Source organism: Flagellimonas algicola (assembly GCF_005937185.1).
Lineage (GTDB): Bacteria > Bacteroidota > Bacteroidia > Flavobacteriales > Flavobacteriaceae > Flagellimonas > Flagellimonas algicola.
Genome location: NZ_VCNI01000002.1, coordinates 149,470 through 173,565 on the forward strand (window position 1 = coordinate 149,470; position 24,096 = coordinate 173,565).

The following is a 24,096-nucleotide window of genomic DNA, read 5'->3' on the forward strand; positions in this document are numbered from 1 at the left end:
AAGACACTATGGAAAGCAGGTGTGAAAATTGCATCATCAGACAGTTCAACTCATTGAGAGCCATGAGCAAAGAGGAGTTGAAGAAGGTTTCCGATACCAAAACCACCAAGAAAATTAAGAAAGGGGAATCCATTTTTGACGAAGGTGATAAACTCAACGGGGTTTATTGCGTTCGAGATGGGGTTTCCAAGCTTTCCAAACTCAGTGCCAATGGCAAGGATCAAATTGTGAAACTGGCCACCAAAGGCGAGGTTATTGGTCAGCGCTCGGTAATTGCAGAAGAAACAACCAATCTTTCCGCAATTGCTGTAAATGATATGGAAGTTTGTTTTATTCCAAAGGAGAGCATTACACATACACTTCATAAAAATCCAGATTTTACTTTGGAAGTGCTGAGACATATGGCCCATGACCTCAAGGAAGCCGATGATGTGATCGTGAACATGTCCCAAAAAACGGTTAAGCAGCGTATTGCGGAAGCCATTCTTTACTTGAAGAACAATTTTGGGGAAGACGAAGAAGGCTTTTTGGCCCTAACCCTTTCTCGGGAAGATATTTCCAATGTGGTGGGCACAGCTACCGAATCTGCCATCCGGATTATTTCAGAATTCAAGAAAAAAGGATTTATCCATACTTCAGGTAAAAGAATCGGCATCAAGAACGAACGCAAGCTCGTAGAGCTTGTAGAAGGCTTCTAGACTGCCCTTGTTCCAAAAACTGATAATTGTCATAGTATCCCTTTTTGCGTTACGGTAATTTTACGCTATCGTTATTTTTATCCGAATGCAGAAAATTTTAATACCTACCGACTTTTCAGATAATGCATGGAATGCCATTGATTATGCCATGCAATTGTTCCGAAACAAGAAATGCACCTTTTATCTCTTGAACACCTATACCCCCGTTATTCCCAGTGGAAGGTTCATGGCTAAAATGGTCAATGGGGTTCGTATTGTGGATGCGGTTCGGGACGCTTCGGAAGAAGGGCTGCAAAAGACCGTAGATCGGATAAAGAGCAAATACCGCAATTCCCAACACAGCTTTGAGACCATTTCTTCTTTTAACCTCTTGACAGAGGAGATTAAGGATTTGGTGGATACTTATGGAATACAACTGATCATTACCGGTACCAAAGGAGCCTCTGGAATTGAAGAGGTCTTTATGGGCAGCAATACAGTACGGATTATCAAGAGCACCAAAAAATGCCCGGTGTTGGCCATTCCACAGCACTTTGAGTTTATCACACCCACTGAAATAGCTTTTGCCACGGATTTCAATCGTTTTTATTCCACCTCGGAACTAAGCCCTTTACTGGAGCTGGCCCAAATGTTCCAAGCCACCATCCGTATTGTGCATGTGCAATATGGTATCAAAGCCCTTTCAGAACTGCAACAATTTAATCTGAACATGCTCCGTAGGTATTTGGAGGGCATGGAGCACTATGTGCACACCGTGTCCGAACTCAATTCAGTTTCCAAAACTTTGGAACTATTTTCCCAGGAACTCAACATTCATTTATTGGCCATGCTCAATTACCAGCACAGCTATATGGAGCAAATGACCCGTGAACCCATTGTGAAGCGTACGGCTTTCCATACGCAAACCCCATTGTTGGTCATCCCTGAACTTGGCATGGAAGGTGTTGCTAAGGATAACCCTAAAAAAAAAGGTGAGGTAGTTGAAAGTTAGGAATCATAAAATTCCTTTATTTATCAAATAGTTTTACGTCCGTTACATTAATTCCATTCGGGTTTTCCAAAAAGTAATTTGCTAGAATCATGTAAAGTTCCAGATGATCTTCCACGCCATTCCAATTCCAGCTGTCCGTGATTTCATCTTGAGGCGTGTGGATGCCCCCAAACTGAATGGGTTGCGCCTGCCTCCCCCTTTAAGGCGATTTCCAGTCCAAATGGTAAGCGCAGGAATTCCTTTTTGCAAGAAGGAGACGGTATCAAAGTTGGTGTTCAATTCATCTTCCCAGCCAGGGCTTATGTAATGCCACCCATGTCAATTGAGGACGGCTTCAACCTTGCCCACAAAATCCACCCCTTGTTTGGGGAAAACAAAATAATCCTCACGAGGACCACTAACGTTAAACCCATCAATGTTTAGGCAGATTATGATATCCTCTTTGGGAAATAGGGAGTTTTCTACATAAAATTGGCTGCCATACATCCCAAATTCCTCCCCGGCAGTGGCCACAAAGACCACATTGCGTATAGGCGGGGATGCCTGTTTGAACATACGGGCCAGTTCTATCAAAGCAGCAACACCCACCGCATTGTCCAATGCTCCATTATAAATGGAATCATGCTGCCCCTCCTCCTTCCGGATTCCGTAGGCATCATAGTGGGCGGTAAAGACTACGGATTTTTTACTTGTGCTTGCTGCTGGAATATAGCCCACCACATTGGATTCCTTTTCCTCCAAATCGGGATAAGGGAAATTTTGAAAGAAAGAGTCCATATAGGGCGCTTGCAACCCAATTTGTTCAAATTGCTGGGAGATATAGGCAGCTGCCTTACGAATCCCTTCGCTTCCCGTGCCACGCCCTCCTAGCTCATCCGAGGCCAAATAAGTAGTATGATCCCTTACCTTATCCTGAACTTGGGCAGTGGCCAACCATGGCAACCAAATCACCACTAGAATTTTAACTAAGTTTTGGGGAAAATTGATCATAATTTCCAGATTTTGTCCCCTTAAAGACCTTGTATTTAAAGGTTGGTTACATCAGCATCAACAAATTATCAAAAAACGAAATCAAATGAAAAAAAAGTTATGTCTTGCTACGGCCCTTTTTGCCCTAAGTATGGGCTACCTCAGCGCCCAGACCCAACAAGATTCCTTGGCCATTAAGCAAGCCGCTCTGGATTATATTGAATCCCAACACAACGTAAAACCAGAACAATTTGAACGGGCCGCCCACCCCAGAATGGTTAAACGCACCTTTTGGACGGACAAATTCGCCAAAAAAGAGTATTTACGGGAAACCTTTACGGATGCCATGGTTTTGCTGGCCGCGACCTACAACCAAAATGGGGACAAATTCCCAGAAAATCCGAAGAAAGACGTGGTGATACTGGATGTCTTTGACAAAACGGCCTCGGTAAAACTTATTGCCGATGATTGGATTGATTATATGCACATTGCCAAGCTCAACGGTAAATGGCAAATTGTAAACGTGCTTTGGCAGTTTAAGGATTCCAGTCTTCATTAAAAAAGTCATTGTCCAGGTGTTCTAAGGGAGTCAAATCTTTGTTAACTTGTTCCAATGGATCATTTTAAATCGCATATCAAACAAGTATTTGAGCGGTACCATCCCATTTCGGATGTGTCCTTTGAGGCCCTTTACTCATTGGGTGAATACCAACAGTTGGAGAAGGGCAACCTCCTTTTGGATATCGGTAAAATATCCAGACACATCCATATATTGTTGGAAGGGTCCATTGTATCATACTATTTGAGCGCGGATGGGACCGTTTACCACAAAAACATATTTCTGGAAGGTGACTTTGTGGGTTCCACCGTTTCCGCCTTAAAAAATGAACCTTCCAACTTTGCTCTGTCCGTTGTTGAAAACAGTATAGTTTTCACTTTTGAACATGCCCAATATCAGTCCCTATTAAAACAACATGCCGACTTAAAAGATTTTTACGTTGCCTATTTGGAAAAAAACTGGGTGGTGGACAAAGAAAAACGAGAAATTGAGATCGTAATGAAAGAAGCGTCAGAAAGATATCAGGACTTTATTGTTGCGCATCCTCGAATTGAAGAGCGAATCCCGTTACATTATATTGCTTCGCACTTGGGCATTACCCCTACCCAATTGAGCAGAATCCGAAAAAAATTTAGAGAAAAAGACCCGCCTCAACATATGTAAAGGAATAGTTGTTTATTCCTTGCCAACTTTGCTGCATGAAACTTATAGGATTATATATGTTGGCATTGTTGGGAGGCGTATTTTTGGCTGTCCAGGCGGGATTTAGCTCCCAATTGGGCTCCCTTTTAAAGCAGCCCGTGCTTGCCGTTATCTTCACATCTTTGAGCAGTGCAGTTCTTGGAATATTGTTTATCCTTTTTTGGGGCAAGCCCTCTTTCCAAATGTTCTCCATTCCAGAAATTCCATGGTATTTGTGGTGGATTGGAGGACTTTTTAGCATGGCGGGCATTAGTCTATATTTTTATGCCATCCCAAAGGTTGGCATCTCCAAAATTATTGCGCTGGGCCTCTGCGGGCAATTGGTATTTTCCCTGATCGCCGGGAATTTTGGTTGGCTCAACCTGCCTGTTGAGCCCATCACAACAAAACGACTAGTTGGCGCCCTAGCAATGACCCTGGGCATCCTTTTAATCAATACAAAATGAAAAAGACAACAGAAAACATTGAAAATTTGACCGGCCTTTGGAAGCTGGCCGGGCAACAGTTTATCGGATACGAAAAGGACAATACCATACTCAGTTCCTTTATTCAAGGCTCTGAATGGCCCAATAAAATTTGGACAGAGGCTCCGCTGTCCGAAGACCTGATCTCACAACTTCGGGATAAAATGGAACAAAACCCACAATTGACCTTCTCATACTTTAATACAAACACAACGGACAATCCCTTATTGACTGAACGAAGTTTTGAACTTCAATTTAACCAAACGGGAATGAGTATGCCATTAAAGTCCTTGTTTGCCACTCAGAAAGTTTTGGATTTTAAACGTGTGGAGACTGGCTTGCAAGCTGCCTTGTGGAGCACAGCTTTTCAGTCCGCCTTTGGTTATGATTTTGGAGCCAGAACGCTGGAAAAGACCCTGGACAAAGTTCCCTACTACTTGGTGTACCACAATAAGGAACTTGTAGGCACCATCATTCTATACAAAATCGGAAAAATTGCCGGAGTACACGCCCTGGGTATTATTCCAGAAAAGCGAAAACAGGGTTATGCCACCGAGATCATGTATAACATCCTGAACAAAGCCATCAAAGATGGATTGGAATGGGCTACGCTTCAGGCTTCCCCAATGGCGAAAAACATGTACCTGAAAATGGGCTTTACCGTGGATTTTTTAATGCAGAACTATAAACTAAAACAAGATTGAAAATGGAATTTATAAATCACCAAAATTGGCGCTATGCCACAAAAAAATTTGAATCCAACAAAAAAGTGTCCCCAGGGGATATTGAACTCCTGAAAGAGGCAATCCAACTTTCAGTTTCCTCGTATGGGCTCCAACCTTATAAGGTACTGATCATTGAAGACCAATCCCTTCGCAAAGAACTTCGAGAGGTGTCTTGGAACCAGTCACAAATCACGGATGCTTCGCATTTGTTTGTTTTTTGTAATGAAGATCAAGTGGATCCACAAGACATTGATGGGTTTATTAAACTCACTGCTAATACAAGAGGTCTGGATAAAGTCCAACTTTCCGGTTATGGGGATTTTATGAAGGCCAAATTGGGCGAAAAATCCAAGAAAGAGCAGTTTAATTGGTCCAAAAACCAGACCTATATTGCCATGGCTAATTTGTTGGCCGCTAGTGCCGAGTTGGGCATTGATGCCTGCCCCATGGAAGGTTTTGAGGCCGGGAAATACAATCAAATCCTGGGATTGCACCAAAAAGGCCTGAATGCCTCCGTGGTAGTGCCCGTTGGTTATCGAAGTCGAGAGGATGCCTCCCAACATATGGCCAAGGTGCGAAAACCGGTTGAGCAACTTTTTGAATATAGCTGAATCGATTTTTCCTATGGTCAAGAGGCAAAGTGTGTCAGGAAAAGGGCTACCTTGAGGGTTAAGAACTATTGACCATATGACCTCTCAAACCAAAATTATCGCCATATCCTTAAGTATTATTCTCCTGTTGTCCTACCTTATTTGGGCCGGTTTATCAACCAATAAAACAGCATTTGATACCCTGGTTTGGTCGGACGAATTTGAGGGCTCTGGGGCCATTGATACCGATAAATGGTTCCTACAGACGCAATTGCCCCCAGGCGGTAGTTGGTGGGGTGGACTCATTCAACATTACACGGACCGGGAGTCCAATACCTATCAAAAAGACGGACATCTGTATTTGATGGCCAAAAAAGAAACTTTTGAAGATCAGGGTGAAACCAAGCATTACACCTCAGCTAGGCTTAATTCCAAATTTGCCTTTACCTACGGAAAGGTGGAAGTGAGGGCGAAAGTACCCAAAGGCGTGGGCACCTGGCCTGCCATTTGGATGCTAAACAAGAACATCAACGAAGCAGGCGCCTATTGGGAAAAACAAGGATTTGGTACCACAGATTGGCCGCATTGTGGCGAAATTGATATTATGGAACACTGGGGCAAGAACCAGGATTTTGTGCAGAGTGCCGTACACAACGGATCAAGTTTTGGCCATACGGTGGAAAATTTGGGAGGGCAACACATAGAGTTAGCATCCGACGAATTTCACGTGTATGTGATGGAATGGACCTCAGAAAAAATGACCTTCAGTGTGGACGGGAAGGTGCACTACACCTATAACCCAGTTGTGAAAAATGGGGATACCTGGCCCTTTGATATGGACTACTATGTCATATTCAATATTGCCATAGAACCGGATATTGATCCCAAATTTACCGAAAGCCCTATGGTGGTGGACTATATTCGGATTTATCAATAATAAAACTAAGGTTAATTGGTGCTACAGTTTTGCTGCCAATTTTCAATGCTGAATTTTTAATGTTGAATGATAAGGGTTATGAGTGCTAATACCAGCTCAAATAAAGTAATGTAAACTGGCAATAGCTCTGGAACAATCCTTGCCAACAGCTTCAATTTGAGTTAATTTAGCAAGGAACGCCAATGAACAGGATATTTTGGAAAATATTTTGCATCTTTTTGGAAAGTTCCCGTCCCTATTTGTAAAAACCCAATGACAGAAACTATTTGGAGAGCATTTAACCAACAACTTCTGGGATTTATCAAGGCCCGGGTGAACAGCAAGGAAACCGCAGAGGATATCTTGCAAGAGGTGTTCATCAAAATCCATAAGGGGGTTCACAAACTTAATGACAATAGCAAGATCGAAAGCTGGATCTACCAGATTACACGAAATTCCATCATTGACCATTACCGTAAACGCAAGCTTAACACCCAAGAACTGAATTTTGATATTTCGCTCCCGGAAGAGATAGATGCCAATACCCTTGATTTTACAGAATGTCTAAAACCGTTTATACGGCAGCTCCCGGAAAAGTACCAGGACATTCTTTGGAAGACCACCTATGGAAACCAACCGCAGAAAGAATACGCGATCAGCAATGACCTTACGTATTCCATGGCCAAATCCCGCATGCAGCGTGCCCGGAAACAATTGAACCAACTCTTTAACCAATGTTGTGCCATTGAGGCGGATCGGTATGGGAACATCATAGCTGCCAAAGAAAAAGATTGCAGCTGCTGATTTTTTGCGTCTTTTTTTTAAGGCCCCGTCTATAGGGGTGAAAATAATTTCAATAACATTTCATAACATTAAGACATGAAAAATCAAGACAAATGTTGCGGTGGCCAGTGTAGCTGTAAAACCGCTACTGAAAATTGCCAGAGTGACGGTGGGTGCTGCTAAAGTACCACCATTGTAAAACAAAAAGGGGAAGCACAGCTTCCCCTTTTTTTGTTACTCTTCCTCAAAAGTTTCCTCGATCAGGTCCCAAAGCACCTTTACTTGGTAGAGGGCGCGTTTTTCTTCCCCGTCCAAGATTTCCTCGGAGTGGTAGACCACAATATCGTGCACCAATTTTAGGGCTTTAACCCTATCTGGGCCGTCTAAAGGGCTTACATACTCCAGGAGTGCTTGTTGTGCTGGGGAGGGTTGGGAAAATGGGGCTGCGCCTTTGGGCGCAAGTGCCGCATGGCAATGCGGGCAGTGGTTTTGTTCATTCTGATTTGCCATAGGTTATGTGTTTTGGTTACGTGACCAAACTGGCGTTGCTTATACTCAGAATGCGTTGACGTGATAAATATACGTTTTAAAATAAAATGGTGGGAAATATCTGAAAATAGGGGAAGGATTTTTGAGTAAATGGGGTAAATTGGGGAGGTAAACGAGTTGATTACAATTATGAAGATATTTGGAATATTAACAATTTGCTTTTTGAATTTGAGCATATATGCCCAAGAAGCAGTTACATCAGAATTGGGAAAAGCTTATGAGGACGAAAAATATGACTTAATTATTGCCGAGCATTCACAAAAAGTTAGTGAATATCCCGCAAAGGCAGTTTACTATGTGGCAATGGCTTACTACATGAAAGCCAATGACAATAAAGTATTGGAATTGATGGATTTGTCAATTCAAAAAGACAAAACCGACCCTGACACTTATTTCATTAAAGGAATGACATTTAACTATATGGGGCAGTTTGGCAAAGCCATAGAATCTTTTAATAAAGCAATCAAAATCGATTCAACCAATTCAAATTATTTTAGCGGACTAGGTGATTCTTATGTAAGTCAAAAAAAATATGAAGAAGCGCTTTCGGCTTACAAGACAGCCATTGAAAAAGATAAGCCAATTGACCGACCATTTACAATGATTCCACAAATTTATACGGAGCTGAATCAACCGGATAAGGCTTTGGAAGCTTACTATATATCAAAACAAACAATTTCCGAGACATCCGATTCATATCTAAATGCCCTCTACAATATTGGGCTTTATGAATATCTGAACAAAAAATACGATAAATCCGAAAGAGCCTTTTCAGAACTTATCGAACTGACCCCGAACGACTTTCATACTCATTCCAAATTAATTCAAGTCTATTATGGAAAAAAGGAATATGATAAAGTCAAGATGTTGAAAGCAAAGTTGTATGAGGCCTATGAACATGGTGTTTTAACCGACCCTATGAAAGAGGAATTTTGCTTTGACCAGTTTACTTGGAACGACAAGCATATTTATGCGTTTGAAAGGTTCGCAGATAAAGTAGGAGAGCTATATTACAAGCATGTTTTTTATGTGACTAATAAAGAAAGTGGAAAAACGGAGTTTACAATTCAAACGGAAAACTCACCTATTTCTTTGGAAATGGGAGGTCCTAGATATGCGGTTGGAATGGACAGAAATGGTATTCATTCTACTTTTGGATTTATTAACGAGAATTTTCATTATGATGATTTGAAAGCTATTGTGGTAAAAATTCTTGACGAAAAAATTAATCCTTCCTCTAGCTCAACAAAAGGAAACAAGTGACTATAAATAACAATGGCCACATCTCATCCCGGCGATAAATGACTGGGCAGAAACATAACCGAGACCGTTGTCGTGAATTTTAACCAGAATCAATTTGTTATGAGACTTTCTTTTATTCTTTTAGGAATTATTTTTATTGGAAGTTGTAAGGAACGAATCGAACATTCATTAGAAATTGAACCTGAGACAGAAATTTTCGAAATGTATCGTTGTCATATAAACGATCTCACTAATCTAGATCATTCTGGGCTTATGTTACATTATGCAGACGAAGACAACCATGTCTTGTTCGGAGATGGAGAGTACTGGGGAAATTATAAGACAGTCAGTGACATTTGGGAAAATTTTATTCAGGATACCAAAAAAATCCTAGAATGGAATACCTCAAATGAGTATGTGAATTTACTTTCTAAAAATTCCGCTTCCTATTTAATGGAGTATTATAGTGTTCGAATCAATAAATCAGGAGACACTTTAAAAGTGCGAGGAAGTGTGGGCTACGGACTGAAAAAACTAGATGGAAATTGGAAAATCGTGACAACGAATGTCTTTCATCATGAAGTCAGATAGAAAAACGCACAACAATAATGGCTGTAAATCATCCCAACGATAAATGTGTATGGAAGCATAGCCGAGACCGTTAGGCAGCATTAAATCAATAGCTATGAATAAAAAACTTTTCCTCAAAAAGTGGATTTCCGTAAATACATTGGGATTTTTTATTGGGTATCTCATTTATACACCTGTGGGACATGGAATAACCGGGAACCATACGCGTGACATGAATACAAATCAATTCATTGCCCATAGCGTCGCATTAGGTATTGTTGGACTGATATTATTTTTATTCCAGAAATCGGTACTTAAAAATTATTTTACAATATCTACAAGAAAGATTTTTCTGTTGATAATTGCTTTTATAAGCTTATTCTGGTTTGGATATTATCAAACTATTATTCCAGGTGGATTAGATTGGGATATCTTGTTTGGATTTTTGGTATTAGGCAGTGGGTTGTGGTTTAATAAGATATCTTTTTCAAATAATAAATGGATATGGCTCATTGCAGTTTTGAGTTTTCCAATAGCAAGTTTTATAGGTGAGGTCATTCTATTTTTAATTTTCAACACATTTAATCTTGATATGAATATGCAAAATGCAATGAATGACATGATATTCTGGCTAACAGTAGGATTGACCACCGGAATTCTGGGAGGGTGGATTAGTGGCTTGATGCTTTATAAGTTGCTACCTGGGGTTGAAAATTAACGTTGCCAGAGAATAGCCAATACCGCCATCTGCAAGCACTTATAAATCCTGATCTCGAAAGATGGAAAACAAAATAAACATTATAAATAAGTTAGCCTCTTCCCGCAATCGAAGAGACGAAGTTCCAAATCAAGAACTAGCCAAAGAAATTATACTTGCACAGGACAAGAAGGCCATAAAAGAATTGGTTGACAATTTAACCAATACAAAAGCCATTCAAAACGATTGCATTAAAGTACTTTACGAAATTGGTGAACAAGACCCAAAGCTGATTGCCAACTACATTGACGAATTTGTTTCGCATTTGGACAGTAAAAATAACCGACTTCAATGGGGAGCAATGACCGCACTTGGTACCATAGCAAACGAAAAACCAAAAGAGATATACAACTATTTACCGACCATTCTTGAAGCTTCGGACAAAGGTTCTGTAATTAGCAAAGACCAGGCTGTAAATATTTTGATTAAACTGTGCGCTATTGAAGAATATGAGGAAAACACCTTCCCTTTACTGTTGGAACAACTTTTGAAAAGCGCCACAAATCAACTCCCAATGTATGCCGAAAGGGCAATGCCAATAATTAACGACCAAAACAAAGATCGGTTTGTAAAAACACTAACTTCAAGACTTGAGGATATTGAGAAAGAAACCAAAAGAAAACGCGTGGAAAAAGTGATCAAAAAATACTTATAAAATAAAATAGCGGCACAGAAAATTGGCCATAATCTATACCGACAATCAGCGCACGGGGAAATCACAGCAGAAATAGCTACGGCCAACTGAACCAAATACCAAAAAATGGAATTCATCCAACGTTCTTCCTTATCCATGTCTGAAAAACTTCAGCTTATGGCGTTGTGGAACATTGAATATCCAGAAAAACTAGGATACAAGTCCATTGCAGCATTTGAGGCGTACCTCGAAAATCTAAAAGATCCATCCCACATATTGTTGATTGACGAGAACAAACGAATCAAGGGCTGGTATTTTGATTTTGAACGTGAGAATGAAAAGTGGTTTGCAATAATTTTGAACTCGGAGGTTCACGGAAAAGGCATTGGCACCAAAATTCTGGGGCTTGCCAAACAAAGGGAGAACGAATTGAACGGTTGGGTAATTGACCACAACAGGGACAAAAAGAAAAATGGAGAATCTTACCATTCCCCTTTAAATTTTTATCTTAAAAATGGCTTTGAAAAATTAGCCGCCAACAGGTTGGAATTGGACAATATATCCGCCGTAAAAATAAAATGGCCCCAACAAAAGCAAAAACCAAACAAATGATACTACAAATCATTAAATTAAAATCCAAAAATGAAAACAAAAGAAATCATCCGAAACGGAGAGGGCAAAAACTATAATTATTCCCAAGACCATTGTTTTGTTAAACTGGCTTCCAAACATACCCAGGGAGAACTTTGTTTTGTGGAGGATACCCTAAAACCTGGATTTTATTTGCCCAGGCACCACCACAAAATCATGACTGAGGTATTTTATATTCTAGAAGGCGAAGTGGAGTTTGTTTTTGACGATGAGACCATTATGGCCAAGGCAGGTGACACCATTACCGCCCCACCCCATGTCTGGCATGCTGCCAAATGCGAAAAAGGAGGCAAAATGCTCACCATTTTTAAAAACGGGCGGTTTGATGAATACTTGGAAAGGTTATCCCAGATGTCAGACAGTGATTTTGCAGATGTCGAACTCATGAAAGCCGTTTCTGCCGAATACGATATTTACGAAAATTAACTGCAAACCCTAGTGATGCTGTTATGAAGCGTGATCCAATAAAATCCACAGCGGCATTCTAAATAATATGCACAAGTTTTTGGTTTACATATTGCTTGCGATGATTTCCGGGTGCTGTTTAGGACAAAAACCCAAAAAATCGGAAACCATTAAGGTCAATGGCACTGAAATCCACTATCAGGTTTATGGAAGTGGAGAGCCACTACTACTACTCCATGGCTGGACGCAATCGTCCAAGTTTTGGTCCGATTACATTCCAAGCTATGCCAAGCATTTTGAAGTGCACGCACTAGATCTTCGCGGACATGGAAAATCCTCCCAGCTTAGTTCCGATTTCAGCATAAAAAAAGCGTCCAAGGATGTTTTGGCGCTTTTGGATGCGCTGAAAATCCAAAAAGTACATGCCATTGGATTAAGTTATGGAGGTTTGACGCTCTTGGAATTGGCCAGCTCACATCCGGATAGATTGGCATCGATGGTTTTGATTGGAGCTTCGCACCATTATGATGGTAGAAATAACATGCCGGATACCACTTTCTCTTATGAAAACCTCCCACCTACATTCATTGAAGAACTGAACAGAACCCATTTCCGAGGAGAAAATCAGATTAAGGCCTTGTTTAATCCCAATCTTAACTATAGTATAGGATTAGAAGATGGAGATTTGAGAGGAATGAACATCAGGACTTTGGTCGTTCAAGGAGATGGCGATGAAATCCTCGGCCTTGAACCTGCCCTTACCCTACATAAAAACCTGCCCCAATCTGAATTGTGGGTCGTCCCCAATACCGGACATATCCCAATAACCGGTGCAAACCAGCAAGTTTTTCTAAGGAAGAGCCTTCAATTTCTGACCCAGGGTGAAAAAATTGCCACTGACCCTAAGTTTCTCCAGTTTCAGAACTTGTTTGATTCCAAAAACGAGGCGGAAATAGCATGCTATAGAATCCCAGCATTGATAACAGCACCCAATGGGGATTTGATTGCTGCCATAGACGAAAGAGTACCATCCTGTGGCGATCTAAAATGGAGCAAGGATATCAATATCGTTATTAGACGTAGTACAGACAACGGGGATTCATGGACACAAATTGAAAGCGTGGTGGATTATCCCTTAGGGCAATCGGCTTCGGATCCATCCTTAATGGTGGACAAGGTGACCGGTTCAATTTTTATGTTCTTCAATTTTATGGATTTGGATAAGGAAAAAGATATCTATTATTTAAAATACATCAAGAGTACTGATAACGGTAAAACTTGGAGCTCCCATACGGACATCACTTCCCAGATTTCAAAATCGGCCTGGCATAACGATTTTAAGTTTATCACTTCCGGCCGAGGCATTCAAACCCGGAGTGGCAAACTTTTGCACACCCTGGTGAACTTGGAAAAAGGCCTTCATCTTTTTGGAAGCGACGACCACGGGAAAAGTTGGTATCTGATTGATACCCCCATTTCTCCTGGAGATGAATCCAAGGTAATGGAACTGGACGATGGTTCTTGGATGGTCAATAGCCGTGTCAATGGCAAGGGCATTAGATATGTCCATACCTCTTCAGATAAAGGTAAAACTTGGACTTCTGTTGCAGATGCTACTTTGGTGGATCCGGGTTGTAACGCAAGCATCATTAGATATAGCTCCAAGAAGGATGGGGACGACAAAAACAGATTGCTGTTTGCTCACGCCAACGACAAGGATGAGCGTAAAAATCTAACAGTGCACATCAGTTATGATGAGGGAAAGAGCTGGTCTAATGGGAAGACCATTTATGCTGGGAGTTCGGCCTACTCTTCGATGACCGTTTTGGACAATGGGGATATTGGCCTGTTCTTTGAAAAAGACGAATATCAGGAAAGTGTATTTACCCGCTTTTCTTTACATTGGTTAACCGACGGAAAAGATGGTTTAAATAAGTCTCAACAAAAATGATTCAGAATTCATATGATCAATAGCGTGATATCAATCCGGAACATAACCATGCTTGGTGCCTTTCAACCAAAACAGTTTAAATGAAGTTACTGCAAACATTGCTCCTACTATTGCCCATTTCCATATGGAGTCAGTCGATAGCTGTAGATTCGTTGGATGCATATATATCCAAACTAGTTAATGAATATGATATACCTGGGCTTGCTATTGGTGTTATACACAAGGACTCGGTTATTTTCAAAAAGGGATATGGTTATACAAGTTTGGAGCAAGGTCTCGCTATAGATACCAAAACTGTTTTTCCTATTCTATCCTGTACCAAAGCATTTACAGCCGCGGGAGTGGGAATACTTGTGGACGAAGGTAAATTGAACTGGGACGATAAAGTAATCAAACATTTACCGGAATTTAAACTCAGTGACCCATGGATTACTAAAGAAATAAGAATAAGCGATCTATTGGCCCACAGATCTGGGTTAAGGGCATTTGATGGCGATTTACTATGGTACGGCACAAACCACACTACCCAAGAAGTTATTGAAAAAATACAGTACTACCCCATTAAAAGTTCTTTCCGATTGGATTTTAATTACAACAATGTCATGTATTTGGTTGCGGGAAGAATTATTGAAAAAGTCAGCGGATTGAGTTTAGATGAGTTTCTGAAAACCAAAATCTTTGATGTACTTGGAATGCAAAGCAGCTCTGCCAAATACTCAGAATTGGTCAAAAGTTCAAAATATGTCCGACCACATATTGCGGACAAACCCATTGTACCCGTGAGTTTGGACAATGCGGTCGCGGCAGGTGGTATTAATTCCTCCATTGAAGATATGTTGCTTTGGCTTCAAATGTGCCTTAATGAGGGGACATTGAGCAAGAAAGTGGTAATCTCCCAGAATAACTTTGAGACCATGACAAGCCCGAAAATACCCTTGGACAATCAAGGTGCCGGAAGCTATGGATTTGGATGGTATATAGATTATGATGATTCGCAAAAAGTACTCTATCATGGGGGTGGAATGCCTGGGTATAAATCCATGGTAACCTTTTATCCGGAACATGGTATTGGTATTGTAGTCCTAACCAATAAAATTACCATGATCAACGAAGGGTTGGTAACCATGATTTCCAGCTATCTCATACAACCAGAGCTAACGGATTGGTCCGAAAATAGAAAGTACTTCACCTATTTCAATTATAGCTGGGATAATCCTCAAAGCATTCAGATTGCCCCCAATATTCCAACGGATTTCCAAAGATATGAAGGGTTGTATGAAGACAAAGTGTATGGGCAAGCCCAAGTGAAAATGGTAAATTCAGATGCCATCCTTGAATTATTGCCAAGTAAGGACAACCTATCCGGCAAGCTTTATTATCTAGACAAATTAAGGTTTAAGATAAAATTCAAGGATCCTTTTTTGCCCTTGGGAGAGGTGGTGTTTGAAATAGATGAAAATCTAAACATCATTGGGTTTAGGTTAGACGTGCCAAACGACGATTTTAATTTTGACAATTTGAACTTCTGGAAATAGGGGCATTGAACATCCATCTCAATCCATATAAATGACTTAAAAGGAGGTACCATCAGAAGGCAATTATGTTAGTTATTGTACCTTTAAACCCAAGTTATGTCATTTGGTTTACCAACTGTATGCACAGAAATTTTTGATACATGAGTAAAGGAACCCCCGCTTGGTTGGATTATGCAAAAAACAAGATTCAACGAAGAATTCAGAAAATCCGATTGCTTTTTGGCGGTATCTATTTCTCCCTTTTCACCAAGACCTATAAAAATGCTGGGGTGGTACTGCATATTCCTTTTGACCTTACCGATTTTAAATTCCGAGGCCGTTTTGCCCTGGATTTATATGAAGAAGAAGAGGCCAAATACCTTTCAAAATACCTGTCACCAAACGCTAGAGTTCTTGAACTGGGTTCCTGTTTGGGCTATGTTTCTTGCCTTGTCAACAACATTCTTGCCCAAAAAGATCAACATGTGGCACTTGAGGCCAATCCCAATCTCATCCCATGGATTGAAAAAAATAGGGAAGCCAATGCGTGTCATTTTCATTTGGAAAATTCCATTATCTCTCCCAATGAGAGCAATATCTTCTATATCCATAAGCTAATTGTGGGCGGAAGCACCAAACGAGAAACTCCCGTAAAAACCGAGATCAAAGGTCTTACCATAACGCAGCTTAAAGAAAAATACAACATCGACTTTGACACTTTGGTCATGGATATAGAGGGTGGGGAACTGAGCCTACTACGCAATTTTAAACAGGAGATTGCAGCGTTTAAACACATCTTTTTTGAGATACACCCTTTTGCCGGAATCCTAACCCAAGAAGAAGCCCAGGAATGTGAGGGAATTTTAAAAGAGATTGGTTTTAAGATGAAGATTAGGGACGGGCATTATCAAATTTGGGAAAAATAGCAAAAAACCAATGTGCTGTGGATTTCATCCCAGATACTTTTAAGTTATTTAACCGTCTTGTAACTTGCAAATCAGGCTATTTCCATCTTTTTTCTGAAAGTCTTTAACAGGATTCGATGCGGGATAGTTATATTTATTTACTTTTGCGTAATCGATTACATTGTTATTATTTTGGTGTTATCCTAAAAGCATATGCATTACATAGTTTGTGAGAAACCTGGCCAATTTGCGCTAAAGGAAAAAAGCGTTCCCGTACGCAAGGAAAATGAAGCGCTGCTAAAAATTAAAAGTGTTGGAATTTGTGGCACTGATCTGCATGCGTACACAGGTAATCAAGCATTTTTCACCTATCCTAGAATTCTAGGTCATGAATTATGCGCAGAGGTGTTGGAAATTGGTGCGAATTCCAAGAACATAAAAGTTGGCGATAAAGTTGGCGTAATGCCCTATCTCAGTTGTGGCAGCTGCATAGCCTGTACCAATGATAAGAGCAATTGCTGTAGTAGCATTCACGTCCTTGGGGTACATACGGATGGTGGAATGCAAGAGCAAATTGTGGTTCCCTCAAATATTCTATTGCCTGTTGGAAATTTGACAGATGACGAAATAGCCATCATTGAGCCCTTGGCCATTGCCGCCCATGCTTTAAGAAGGGCACAGCTACGGCGTGGCGAAACCATCGCTGTAATGGGGTGTGGCCCCATAGGTATTGGAATTCTAAAGCAGGCCCAGATCATGGGTGCAAAAGTGATTGCAATGGACATAAATGAAGGGCGACTCCAATACGTAAAGAACACCATTGGCTGCGATTATGCCATCAACGCCTCTCAAGATCCATTAGCAAAAATTCAGGCCATCACAAATGGAAATCTTTGCACCGCAGTGTTTGACGCCACAGGTGCTAAATTCCCTTTGGAAAACGGGCCAGAGTATATGGCCCATGGAGGAAGGTTTGTTCTCGTGGGATTGTCCAACGGCGATCTTACTTACAATCATCCCAAAATTCATGCTAAGGAAGCTACCATCATGTGTAGTCGTAATGCCACCATGGAAGATTTTGAACAAGTGATCAACATAATGGGCCAATTCCCTACGGCGTCCTTTATCACTCATAAAGTCCCATATACTGAAATGATTACCAACTTTGACCGTTGGTTAGATCCGGAATATGGCACTATTAAAGCTGTGGTACATTTTAACAATAAATGATTGTCCATTAGGAATACAGGACATTTCAAATAGAACAACATTATGGCAAAAGATTATGTGCAGATTGACCCGCGTGACAACATTATTGTTGCCATAAACGACCTGCCCCAAGGAATGTCCATAGACTTGGATGAAGGCACCACGGTACTGCGGGAAAATGTCAAGAGCAAACATAAGTTTGCTTCACAAGATTTTAATGTAGGAGATGAAATCTACATGTATGGAGTGCTGATTGGTAAAGCTGTGGTTTCAATCAAGAAAGGAGAGGCCATCACAACACAAAATGTCGTGCACGCTTCGGCCAATTATGGAACTCCCACAAAAAAAATCGCATGGAGCCCACCGGATATTTCCAGATTTAAACAACGGTCTTTCCTGGGATATCCCAGAGCGGATGGTAGCTATGGTACGGCCAATTATTGGCTGGTGATTCCCTTGACTTTTTGTGAAAACCGGAATATTGACATTTTGGAAGCTGCTTTACTCGAAAAACTGGGCTATCAAACCAAGCAGGATTACAGCGTAGATACCGATGCCTTGATTTCGAAGTACAAAAAAGGCGCAACTGCCAGAGAAATTTTGGATACTCCTGTTGTCCTATCTAGGGAAGAAACATCAAAAAACAGATTGTTCCCCAATGTGGACGGGGTTAAGTTCCTACGGCACGATGGGGGTTGTGGGGGAACCCGTGAAGATGCCCAAGTACTTTGCAACCTGCTTGCCGGTTATATCAGTAACCCCAACGTTGCAGGTGCAACCGTACTGAGTTTGGGATGCCAAAATGCCCAGATTGAAATGCTGCAAAAAGCCATTGCAACCATAAACCCCAACGGTGCGAAACCCGTGTCCTATCTGGAACAACAACAAAGCAAAAGTGAACGTGATTTTATTGCAGAGGCCGTTAAATTAACCTTTGTTGGACTCATGGAAGCCAACAAAATTCAACGCGAACCGGCGCCTTTGAGCCAAATTACCCTCGGTTTGGAATGTGGTGGTTCGGATGGATTCTCAGGCATTTCTGCCAATCCCGCCTTAGGTTATGCATCTGATTTGTTGACGGCCTTGGGTGGCTCACCAGTCTTAGCTGAATTCCCGGAATTGAACGGGGTCGAGCAAAATCTTATAGATAGATGTCAAAATGAAAAGGATGCCAAAAAATTTGCGTCCCTAATGAAGGCATATTCAGAATCTGCCATCGCCGTAGGTTCCGGTTTTGAAAGCAACCCATCTCCTGGAAATATCAAGGATGGCCTCATTACCGATGCGATGAAATCTGCCGGAGCGGCCAAAAAAGGGGGAACCTCTCCTGTTGTGGAGGTGTTGGATTATGCGGAAAAAATAACCAAACCAGGATTGAATCTTCTCTGCACCCCTGGGAACGATGTGGAAAGCACCACAGGCCTTGCAGGGTCGGGGTGCAATATCATTGTGTTTACAACGGGCTTGGGAACACCAACAGGAAACCCGGTTGCACCAGTTCTAAAGCTTTCGAGCAATACCAAGCTGTACCAAAAAATGAACGACATTATTGATATGAACGCCGGGACGGTAATTACCGGCGAAGACACTATTGAATCCATGGGGGAGAAAATACTGGACCATATAATCCAAGTGGCTAGCGGCTTGGTTGAAGCTAAATCGGTAGTAAAAGGCCATAATGATTTCATTCCTTGGAAAAGAGGGATTTCTTTATAAGAGCTATTCATGAAACAACTAAATAGAAACACAGTATCTGTACCAACCTACACCGAAAGAGTGCTGCAATTTGGAGAAGGCAACTTTTTAAGGGCCTTTGCCAACTGGATGATCCATGAGATGAACAAAAAATCTGCTTTTGATGCAGGCGTGGTGGTGGTTCAACCTATTGAACAAGGATTGGTCCATCTGCTGAACCAGCAGGATGGTTTATATACCCTGTACCTCAACGGGATTAAAAATGGAAAAGTCCTTAGTGAGCATGACATAATTGACTGTATTCAAAGGAGTATTGACCCATACAAGGACTTCGAGGGGTATTTGGCCAATGCCGAAAATCCGGATTTAAGGTTCATCATATCCAATACCACCGAAGCTGGAATTTCATTTGACCCCAACGACCAATTGGAAGATACTCCGCAAAACAGTTTTCCAGGCAAACTGACCGCTTTGTTATTTAAGCGATTTCAAATATTCAATGGGGATGCGGAAAAAGGTTTGATTGTGATTCCTTGCGAACTCATTGATAGGAACGGTGACCATCTAAAACGCATTGTTCATAAATATGCAGCACAATGGGAACTGGACGCAGATTTCAAAACTTGGATTGACGACCATTGCGTTTTCTGTAACACCCTTGTGGACAGAATTGTGCCCGGGTATCCCAAAGACAAAATGGAAACCATTACCCAAGAACTTGGGTATACGGATAATTTAGTGGTCGAAGGTGAGCAATTTCATCTTTGGGTCATTGAAGGACCTAAATTTCTCGAAAACCTAATTCCATCAAAGGAAAGCGGACTGAATATTGTCTTTACCGACAATATGGAACCCTACAGAACACGAAAAGTAAGGATTCTCAATGGTGCGCATACCAGCTTGGTTCCAGTAGGATATTTGTACGGGATTGACCATGTAAGGGAGTCTTTGGAAGATTCCGTGGTAGGAGGATTTTTGCAAAAGGCCATTTTTGAATGCATTTGTCCTACCCTAGATTTACCGGAGGATGAATTGCATCAATTCGCCAATGATGTCCTGGACCGATTTAGAAATCCGTATTTGCAACATGCACTTATAAGTATTTCCCTCAACTCCGTTTCCAAATTTAAAACTAGGGTCTTGCCCTCACTCTTGGAATATATCAAGAGAAAACAAGAACTACCCCTCCCTTTGCTGTTTTCGCTTGCTTCCCTGATAGCCTTTTATAAAGGGGAAAGGGATGGGGAAGCAATTCCGTTGAAGGACGACCCAAAGATTCTCGAATTTTTTAAGCACCAATGGGCATCGGATAATTTGGACAACATTGTTCTAGGTACACTATCCAAAGTGGAATTTTGGGGACTGGACCTAAACCAAATTGAAGGTGTTCATGGGACCGTGTCAAGCTATTTAAAACGTATAATCAACAATGGCATGAAGGACGCATTGGCAAACTTCATCCGTATTCAAAAACCAGTCAAATCATGAAACTAGCCTTACCAAAAATCTTGCTTCTTGGCATTCTATTATCAATCACTTCTTGCAAAGATGTAGGACATGAGAATCAATCTTCGGAACCCGAGATGTCAAAAACCCAAGAAAGTTATAGTGAAGATTGGTCCTCCTTAGGTGGTCATAACGAAGCTCCTGACTGGTTTAAGGAAGCCAAATTGGGGATTTATTTCCATTGGGGACTTTATTCTGTGCCTGCATTTGACAACGAATGGTATCCCAGACATATGCATTTTGAGGATCACCCTGTGTACAAGTATCATTTGGAAAACTATGGTCACCCTTCAGAATTTGGTTATCACGATTTTGCCCCGCTCTTCAAAGCAGAAAAGTTTGATTCAGATAAATGGGCACAGCTGTTTGTGGATGCAGGTGCTAAATTTGCGGGGCCTGTTGCAGAACACCATGATGGCTATGCTATGTGGAACAGTAAAATTACCCCTTGGAACACCATGACAACTGGTCCAAAGAGAGACATAACAGGTGAACTGGAAAAATCCATCAAGGGAAAAGGTCTCAAATTCATTACCGCATTTCACCATGCCAAAAACTTGCAGCGGGCCACCACCATTGGTCAAGATATTAGCATAAGTCATTTTCCATATTTTGAGGGTATGCCTCCTACTTCGGCTGACCCAGACCTTCAGTTGATGTATGGAAATATAGAACATGAGAAATGGTATAAGGAGGTCTGGTTGGGAAAATTAAAGGAGGTAATTGATAACTATAGCCCCGATATTGTTTGGTTTGATTATGTGCTTGGAGACATTCCGGAAGCGTACAGAAAGGAGTTTGCAGCCTATTACCTTAACGCGGCAAACCAAAAAGACCAAGAAGCGGTAATTGTGAGAAAACAGCACGACCTACCCTTGAACATGAGTGTGGAGGATTTGGAGCAATCCCGGAAGAACACTATTGGAACCAAGGCCTGGATGACGGATGCCACCATTAGTGATGGTAGTTGGTGTTATACCAAAGATCTTGGTGTTAAGGAATCCAAGGATATCCTTCATATGCTCATTGATATAGTGAGTAAAAATGGAGTGCTGCTTTTGAACATTTCTCCCAAGGCAGATGGTACCATCCCAAACAATCAGGTGGTAGGTCTCCTGAAAATGGGAGATTGGTTAAAAAAATATGGAGAAGCCATTTATGGCACGGAAGCTTGGTACACCTTTGGTGAAGGACCCACTAAAGAACCTACAGGTCACTTCGAAAATCATGACCTATTTCACAAAATTAAATACTCGAGTAAAGATGTTCGGTATACCACAAAGGATTATACGATTTATGCTATGGTAATGGGCAAGACCACTCCGGACCAGCAAATTATGTTGGAATCTTTTGCCAAAGAAAAAGTTCTGGACGTACCTGCCATAGAAACTGTGACAGTATTGGGAAGTGAAAGCAAGATTGAATGGGAATTATCGGAAAACGGACTTTCCATAACGATGCCTGAAAATACCATAGATGAAATGGCGACGGTGATTAAAATTACCATATCCCAGTAAAGCACTATCTATGTTAATGCTCATTAACTTCTGACACATCATATATTTTTATGGATTTATGAAACCCTTTGATTTTAGTCCGAATGCTTCCAATGGGCTGTATAGCGTCTGAGATTTTTTCATAAAGCGCCTCAGATATCAATATTTGCTTCGGAATGGTAAGAGCTTCTATTCTTGAAGCGATGTTTATATTTTCACCTACTACGCCGTATTTCATTCTACGTTTGGAACCGATGTTGCCCACAATCAAATTTCCACTGTTTATGCCTATGCCCATTTGCAAAATTGGCAGACCTCTAATTCCAAGTTTTTCATTCACCTTCCTCATCCCTTTTTGCATTGCTCTAGCACATTGAACCGCATTAAGGGCAGAATTTTTGATTTCGTTCGGTGCACCGAAAATCATCAAAATGCCATCCCCTAATATTTCATTGATATAACCATCGTGTTGATGAATGATATCTATCATTTCTTCAAAATAGATATTCAGGACCTCAATAACGGTTTTTGCACTATACTTTTCAGAAATTGGTGAAAAACCACGAATATCACTTACCAAAACGGTCACATCTCGTTCCTCCCCACCCAACTGCGTTTCCTTTTTATTTTTCACCACTTTTTGCAGCAAGGATTCACTCATATATTGACCAAACAAATTCTTATAAAACTGATTGGATTCCAATAGTTCCCTATTAAGCTCTTCCAAATGGTTCTTGGACGCTCTTATTTGCTTTTGAAGATCTACCAATTTATACATGCGAATCCTTTCATTCAACAACTTTCCCATCATCTTGAAAATGGACAACTCCGTATGCTTGAGTTTTCTGGGTACGCTGTCTGCTATGCAGAGCGAACCGATATTGTTTCCCATCACACTAGATAAAGGGTGACCTGCATAAAAACGGATGTTTGGCTCGTTTACAACCATGGGATTGTCATAAAAACGTTCATCCTCCAAGGTATCTTCGATAATTAATATATCATCTTGCAAAATAGTATGTCCACAAAAGGAGGTTGCTCTATCTGAAGATTCGAAGTTTAATCCACAGGAAGAATGTATATTCTGTTTTTCGCTTGCAATGGAGGAAATATAGGCAATGGGAACATCTATACATTTGGACAGTATCATGATTACCCCATCAAATTGTTCTTTTCTATCTGCGGCAGATAGATTAAGAGAAATTAAGTCTGCAAGTCGCTCTTCTTCATTTTCAGGAATCACCGGTGCTATCATTGCTCAGCAATATGTAATTCTTCAATTTCCTTACCCAGAAAGAAGCCAATCCCAGTTCGCAAAACAATCATTATAGCTAGTTCCAATAGCTGTTTTTGGGTGATTTCCATAATGGTATGGATGATATCCGAGGCAATAAGAAAATCCAGCGCCAATAAAATGTAAATCCCTATTTGACATCTAATTTTTTGTAGCCCTTTTATAGAAGTCTTGAAGGGACTCTTGACAAATTCCGTAAACAGATATTTAAATAGGATTTTAGTAAATCCAAAGAGGAGAATAATGATTCCAACAATGTCTATTATCTCGCCTACCAATAGGAAAAAGCCTCTTATATCTTCCATTATCCTCCACTTTGAA

General features: G+C 40.9%; 26 protein-coding genes. 22 read left to right on the top strand and 4 right to left on the bottom strand.

The window, feature by feature from the left end; all coding sequences use genetic code 11:
- Positions 1-8 precede the first annotated feature (8 nt).
- Positions 9-698, top strand: a complete 690-nt coding sequence (locus FGG15_RS09580) for a Crp/Fnr family transcriptional regulator (protein WP_138835670.1) — start codon at positions 9-11, stop codon at positions 696-698.
- A gap of 85 nt (positions 699-783) precedes the next feature.
- The gene (locus FGG15_RS09585; RefSeq protein ID WP_138835672.1) at positions 784-1,689 is read left to right on the top strand and encodes a universal stress protein; all 906 of its coding nucleotides are present in this window, start codon (positions 784-786) and stop codon (positions 1,687-1,689) included.
- 318 nt (positions 1,690-2,007) lie between these two features.
- Here FGG15_RS09585 and FGG15_RS09590 read toward each other — a convergent pair whose 3' ends face one another.
- The gene (locus tag FGG15_RS09590) at positions 2,008-2,679 is read right to left on the bottom strand and encodes a M28 family peptidase (protein WP_138835674.1); all 672 of its coding nucleotides are present in this window, start codon (positions 2,677-2,679) and stop codon (positions 2,008-2,010) included.
- Between the two features lie 85 nt (positions 2,680-2,764).
- Here FGG15_RS09590 and FGG15_RS09595 point away from each other — a divergent pair, with 85 nt between their 5' ends.
- From FGG15_RS09595 to FGG15_RS09625, 7 genes are all read left to right on the top strand, one after another.
- Positions 2,765-3,217 (top strand): nuclear transport factor 2 family protein, encoded by a 453-nt coding sequence (locus FGG15_RS09595; protein WP_138835675.1) that lies wholly within the window; start codon positions 2,765-2,767, stop codon positions 3,215-3,217.
- A gap of 54 nt (positions 3,218-3,271) precedes the next feature.
- Positions 3,272-3,880 (top strand): Crp/Fnr family transcriptional regulator, encoded by a 609-nt coding sequence (locus FGG15_RS09600; RefSeq protein WP_138835677.1) that lies wholly within the window; start codon positions 3,272-3,274, stop codon positions 3,878-3,880.
- Between the two features lie 35 nt (positions 3,881-3,915).
- The gene (locus FGG15_RS09605; RefSeq protein ID WP_138835679.1) at positions 3,916-4,365 is read left to right on the top strand and encodes a DMT family transporter; all 450 of its coding nucleotides are present in this window, start codon (positions 3,916-3,918) and stop codon (positions 4,363-4,365) included.
- Complete coding sequence (locus FGG15_RS09610; RefSeq protein WP_138835681.1) at positions 4,362-5,087, top strand: GNAT family N-acetyltransferase; 726 nt, start codon at positions 4,362-4,364, stop codon at positions 5,085-5,087. Before FGG15_RS09605 ends, FGG15_RS09610 begins: the two co-directional genes overlap by 4 nt.
- A 2-nt stretch (positions 5,088-5,089) precedes the next feature.
- The gene (locus tag FGG15_RS09615; protein WP_138835682.1) at positions 5,090-5,719 is read left to right on the top strand and encodes an NAD(P)H-dependent oxidoreductase; all 630 of its coding nucleotides are present in this window, start codon (positions 5,090-5,092) and stop codon (positions 5,717-5,719) included.
- A gap of 76 nt (positions 5,720-5,795) precedes the next feature.
- Positions 5,796-6,635: a glycoside hydrolase family 16 protein gene (locus tag FGG15_RS09620; protein ID WP_138835684.1), complete on the top strand. Its 840-nt coding sequence runs from the start codon at positions 5,796-5,798 to the stop codon at positions 6,633-6,635.
- A gap of 252 nt (positions 6,636-6,887) precedes the next feature.
- A complete protein-coding gene (locus FGG15_RS09625; RefSeq protein ID WP_138835686.1) occupies positions 6,888-7,418 on the top strand; it encodes a sigma-70 family RNA polymerase sigma factor in 531 nt (176 codons plus the stop codon).
- Positions 7,419-7,631: 213 nt separating this feature from the next.
- On the opposite strand, the gene FGG15_RS09630 is transcribed toward FGG15_RS09625, so the two are convergent.
- Positions 7,632-7,907, bottom strand: coding sequence for a hypothetical protein (locus FGG15_RS09630; protein ID WP_138835688.1), 276 nt, complete (start codon positions 7,905-7,907; stop codon positions 7,632-7,634).
- 201 nt (positions 7,908-8,108) lie between these two features.
- Between FGG15_RS09630 and FGG15_RS09635 the strand changes: the two genes are divergently transcribed.
- From FGG15_RS09635 to FGG15_RS09695, 13 genes are all read left to right on the top strand, one after another.
- Entirely contained in the window at positions 8,109-9,209 is a 1,101-nt protein-coding gene (locus FGG15_RS09635) for a tetratricopeptide repeat protein (protein ID WP_161991947.1), read from the top strand.
- 99 nt (positions 9,210-9,308) lie between these two features.
- On the top strand, positions 9,309-9,779 hold the full coding sequence (locus FGG15_RS09640; protein WP_237561793.1) for a hypothetical protein: 471 nt from the start codon (positions 9,309-9,311) through the stop codon (positions 9,777-9,779).
- A gap of 94 nt (positions 9,780-9,873) precedes the next feature.
- The gene (locus tag FGG15_RS09645) at positions 9,874-10,476 is read left to right on the top strand and encodes a hypothetical protein (protein ID WP_138835693.1); all 603 of its coding nucleotides are present in this window, start codon (positions 9,874-9,876) and stop codon (positions 10,474-10,476) included.
- Between the two features lie 61 nt (positions 10,477-10,537).
- Positions 10,538-11,170: a hypothetical protein gene (locus FGG15_RS09650; RefSeq protein ID WP_138835695.1), complete on the top strand. Its 633-nt coding sequence runs from the start codon at positions 10,538-10,540 to the stop codon at positions 11,168-11,170.
- Positions 11,171-11,275: 105 nt separating this feature from the next.
- Positions 11,276-11,761: a GNAT family N-acetyltransferase gene (locus FGG15_RS09655; RefSeq protein ID WP_138835696.1), complete on the top strand. Its 486-nt coding sequence runs from the start codon at positions 11,276-11,278 to the stop codon at positions 11,759-11,761.
- 30 nt (positions 11,762-11,791) lie between these two features.
- Entirely contained in the window at positions 11,792-12,226 is a 435-nt protein-coding gene (locus FGG15_RS09660) for a cupin domain-containing protein (RefSeq protein ID WP_138835698.1), read from the top strand.
- A gap of 67 nt (positions 12,227-12,293) precedes the next feature.
- Entirely contained in the window at positions 12,294-14,156 is a 1,863-nt protein-coding gene (locus tag FGG15_RS09665; protein ID WP_138835700.1) for an alpha/beta fold hydrolase, read from the top strand.
- 80 nt (positions 14,157-14,236) lie between these two features.
- Positions 14,237-15,691 carry a serine hydrolase domain-containing protein gene (locus tag FGG15_RS09670; protein WP_138835701.1) on the top strand — a complete coding sequence of 485 codons (1,455 nt, stop codon included), beginning with the start codon at positions 14,237-14,239 and terminating at the stop codon, positions 15,689-15,691.
- Positions 15,692-15,831: 140 nt separating this feature from the next.
- Positions 15,832-16,596: an FkbM family methyltransferase gene (locus FGG15_RS09675; protein ID WP_138835703.1), complete on the top strand. Its 765-nt coding sequence runs from the start codon at positions 15,832-15,834 to the stop codon at positions 16,594-16,596.
- A 192-nt stretch (positions 16,597-16,788) separates the two neighbouring features.
- Positions 16,789-17,805, top strand: coding sequence for a zinc-binding alcohol dehydrogenase family protein (locus FGG15_RS09680; RefSeq protein ID WP_138835705.1), 1,017 nt, complete (start codon positions 16,789-16,791; stop codon positions 17,803-17,805).
- A 42-nt stretch (positions 17,806-17,847) separates the two neighbouring features.
- Entirely contained in the window at positions 17,848-19,500 is a 1,653-nt protein-coding gene (locus tag FGG15_RS09685; RefSeq protein WP_138835707.1) for a UxaA family hydrolase, read from the top strand.
- A gap of 9 nt (positions 19,501-19,509) precedes the next feature.
- Positions 19,510-20,967, top strand: a complete 1,458-nt coding sequence (locus FGG15_RS09690; protein ID WP_138835709.1) for a tagaturonate reductase — start codon at positions 19,510-19,512, stop codon at positions 20,965-20,967.
- Positions 20,964-22,502 (top strand): alpha-L-fucosidase, encoded by a 1,539-nt coding sequence (locus tag FGG15_RS09695; RefSeq protein ID WP_138835711.1) that lies wholly within the window; start codon positions 20,964-20,966, stop codon positions 22,500-22,502. Before FGG15_RS09690 ends, FGG15_RS09695 begins: the two co-directional genes overlap by 4 nt.
- Positions 22,503-22,515: 13 nt before the next feature.
- On the opposite strand, the gene FGG15_RS09700 is transcribed toward FGG15_RS09695, so the two are convergent.
- Both FGG15_RS09700 and FGG15_RS09705 read right to left on the bottom strand, forming a co-directional pair.
- On the bottom strand, positions 22,516-23,736 hold the full coding sequence (locus FGG15_RS09700; protein WP_138835712.1) for an adenylate/guanylate cyclase domain-containing protein: 1,221 nt from the start codon (positions 23,734-23,736) through the stop codon (positions 22,516-22,518).
- Positions 23,733-24,080, bottom strand: a complete 348-nt coding sequence (locus FGG15_RS09705) for a DUF1622 domain-containing protein (RefSeq protein ID WP_138835714.1) — start codon at positions 24,078-24,080, stop codon at positions 23,733-23,735. The genes FGG15_RS09700 and FGG15_RS09705 overlap by 4 nt, the downstream gene beginning before the upstream one ends.
- Between the last annotated feature and the right edge of the window lie 16 nt (positions 24,081-24,096).